The sequence below is a fragment of the Pseudoalteromonas sp. Angola-4 genome, assembly GCF_028599265.1.
GTDB classification, from domain to species: Bacteria; Pseudomonadota; Gammaproteobacteria; order Enterobacterales; family Alteromonadaceae; genus Pseudoalteromonas; species Pseudoalteromonas atlantica.
Genome location: NZ_JAQREK010000114.1, coordinates 1 through 370, shown reverse-complemented (window position 1 = coordinate 370; position 370 = coordinate 1). Strand labels below are relative to the sequence as shown.

The following is a 370-nucleotide window of genomic DNA, read 5'->3' as shown; positions in this document are numbered from 1 at the left end:
GTCCTACTTTCACATAGCAAATGCTACACTATCATCGGCGCTGTTTCGTTTCACTACTGAGTTCGGCATGGGGTCAGGTGGGTCCAAAACGCTATGGTTACCAAGCAAATTAGGTGCAAAGGATTAATGACAAGCACGTAGTGCTTCTTTTTCCTTTGCGTAAGGTGCCTCAATGTTAACGCTACGCGCTAAGAGTCACCTCATAAATTTGGAAAATATCTGATAATATTTTTTAAGTCTAAATATCTATCTACTCTAGCTATTAACTTCTGTCGCTTGTTTCTGTCACAAAACGCGTTTGGCGTTGTATGGTTAAGCCTCACGGGTAATTAGTACAAGTTAGCTTAATGGCTCACACCACTTCCACATC

At 41.4% G+C, this 370-nt stretch carries 1 rRNA gene; it reads right to left on the bottom strand.

Going from position 1 to position 370, the window contains the following annotated elements:
* Positions 1-105, bottom strand: a 5S ribosomal RNA gene (gene rrf / locus PSH48_RS21070); the annotation flags it as partial.
* Positions 106-370 lie beyond the last annotated feature (265 nt).